The organism is Halohasta sp. A2 (assembly GCF_056175805.1).
Genome location: NZ_JAQFWV010000145.1, coordinates 1 through 2,568, shown reverse-complemented (window position 1 = coordinate 2,568; position 2,568 = coordinate 1). Strand labels below are relative to the sequence as shown.

Below are 2,568 nucleotides of genomic sequence, written 5' to 3'. Positions count from 1 at the left end.
AAATGGAAGTGGGAACGGAGATGATGAAAATGGAAGTGGGAACGGAGATGATGAAAATGGAAGTGGGAACGGAGATGATGAAAATGGAAGTGGGAACGGAGATGATGAAAATGGAAGTGGGAACGGAAATGAACTCCCAGAAAGTGCAGTCGCATTTTCTGATGAGAATGGTAACGGGGAGTATAATGACGGTGAACCAACGTACTCTGAATCCGAACTTGAGAACGAGGACTTCGATGAAATTGACCTCGTTATTGTACGCGATGTGATGGTTGGTTCACTCGATATAGACGCGAGATCTATTATTGTTGATGATGGAGCAACTGTGATGACTGAGTTCAATTCAGTATCGTTTACGGCGGACGGTGGGACAGTTGAGATCCGAGGAACCATCGATACGAGCGATAATATAGGCGCTGAAGTGGATATTGATTCGGAAGAAATCGAAATAAATGGGGGTACAATCGAAACAGCTGGTCAAGTTTCGCTAACTACAGACCCTGGATCCATAACAATCGACACTGCAACAATCGACACGACTTCAGGTTCTGGACAAGCCATTGAGATGACCTCGAATGGGGACATTGTTACGACCGAATCGACGATCCTCTCTGCTGGGTCGATATCTATCACCTCCGAAGAGGGTGAAGGTACAGTCGATGGTTCCACTGTAGACACGTCTGCTGGTAGTGGTGCATCTGTAATGATCACTGTTGAAGAATCATTCTCTGGTGTCGGGATGGAAATGCCCAGCTCCGGCCCCATCGAGATTGAGTCGGTTGAAGACGACCTCAACGTCAACTCTGCACTTCTGGATGTCACAGAAGGGAGCCAAGCAGATATTACGTTGACAACAGGCAATGAGATGTTCTTGGAGGCTGCGACGTTAGTTGGAGATGAGTTCAGTACGTTCACGGGTAATCGAGATAATACCGGACGTAGTGTGTTCGTAGAGGGAGCAGTATTTGAGCAAGGAAATGGAGATCCCAAAGACTTTGATGTGGTTCCTGGATCCAGAACAGGTAATGGAATGAACCCACCACAGAACGTAGAAGGGACACCAACGAAAGGTACTGTAATCTAAAACTAGTTGGTCTCGGTTGTGCCTGCAGGGTTCATCAAGAGTTGTGTATAGAATCCTGATCATCAAAATAATGTGAACTAATCGATTCTCAAACAATTAATCTATTATTTAACACAGTATAGTTTCTGAATTGTACAAAACTAGTTCGGATATCTACTACTCTTCATCAATAACTTCGCGATAAGCAAACGCGTCCTACAAACTGTCGAGCCCGCTCAGCCACTCGGAGACGATCCACGATTCAATCTTGTCGATCCTACTCCTATCGAACTGCCTCCATCAATGATCTGTATCTCAGCCAAGGATATATACGCCAGCGCGGCGTCGATATCCTCTTCCTCGCTCACAACGTCAATCGCGGCCTCGACGCATTCGGTAATCGGATACTCTTCGAGGGGCCCTCCGATAACGAACTCTTCGGCCGCACAGAAGACAGGCACAAGACTGGTCTGGAGGCTGTCGATATGTAAGAGGGCCTCCTAGCCGTCGATTTAGGATTCAACGATGACGTGTCTGTTTATAAAGCCGAGTTTCTGTAGACTTGTTTGTTATATATACGTGTTTGAGAAATATTGTATTTAGATGACTAATTGGATTATGCTCCAACTCGATCAGAATCTCGTGAGTATGCCATCTACACCATATCTCTCAACCTCAAGAAGCTCATCTTTTAATCGTCTTCTCGCTACAATTCGTCTATGCCAACGGACTCAGTCGACTCTCTTGATGATCTTGTTGCCAAGGTCGACAATAAGTGATGGACAGCAGTGACGGATCTCATGATTCTTGAGGATAGAGTTACAAAATCGGGTTGCACATGGAACCAGCCAGAGACGTATTAGCCCAGTTCCTTGATGATGTAAATGACGATCTGGCGGATGATGACGTTGAGGCGGCACAGAAGAGAATCGAGTCATTTCAGGATGAATACGATCTGCAGATACGGGAGGGTGGGATAGCTATCGGTGTTCATATCGACATTTGGTCATATGATTACAAAGATGATATTTACTTTCTCGTGCGGGGATATGATTCGATCATTACTGGTATTGAGGAGGTTGTGGTGAATCATGTTTATTCACTCGTATCCGCAACAAGAGAAGGGGCTGCTGAACGTGCATCTCAAATGCGTGACGAGCCACCAACAGTAACTGAAGAGTCATACGAGTCGATAGAGACCGATATCGAGGTAGAAATCCATGCAGATGTTTATTATCAACGAATTAAGGCTTTCTGTGATGGAAACCAAACTGGGCAGGTGACTCAGCCATCGAAAAGTGACATTATTGAAGCTATTGAATCCGTCATCTCGGATGATGAAAGAATATAGGCTCTTCTCCAGTCTTACTTCCGCAGTCGCTCTTATGTAGAGCTGTGGAATCCCCCTATAGCAAGGCAGTCGACGAGGAATTCGAACGATCCGCCGACGAGATTCACTGATCGAACGATACCAAAAGTGTGAGCGGCCTGCTCCAAGCCGTGCT

General features: G+C 45.8%; 2 protein-coding genes and 2 pseudogenes. 2 read left to right on the top strand and 2 right to left on the bottom strand.

What is annotated here, in order from left to right; genetic code table 11:
• Positions 1–1,084, top strand: a pseudogene (locus O2S87_RS18435) (hypothetical protein); the annotation flags it as partial.
• Between the two features lie 215 nt (positions 1,085–1,299).
• On the opposite strand, the gene O2S87_RS18430 reads toward O2S87_RS18435, so the two are convergent.
• Positions 1,300–1,548: a DUF2150 family protein gene (locus O2S87_RS18430; RefSeq protein ID WP_475410187.1), complete on the bottom strand. Its 249-nt coding sequence runs from the start codon at positions 1,546–1,548 to the stop codon at positions 1,300–1,302.
• Between the two features lie 353 nt (positions 1,549–1,901).
• Here O2S87_RS18430 and O2S87_RS18425 point away from each other — a divergent pair, with 353 nt between their 5' ends.
• Positions 1,902–2,414: a hypothetical protein gene (locus O2S87_RS18425; protein WP_475410186.1), complete on the top strand. Its 513-nt coding sequence runs from the start codon at positions 1,902–1,904 to the stop codon at positions 2,412–2,414.
• A gap of 32 nt (positions 2,415–2,446) precedes the next feature.
• Here O2S87_RS18425 and O2S87_RS18420 read toward each other — a convergent pair.
• A pseudogene (locus O2S87_RS18420) lies at positions 2,447–2,568 on the bottom strand (IS1595 family transposase); the annotation flags it as partial.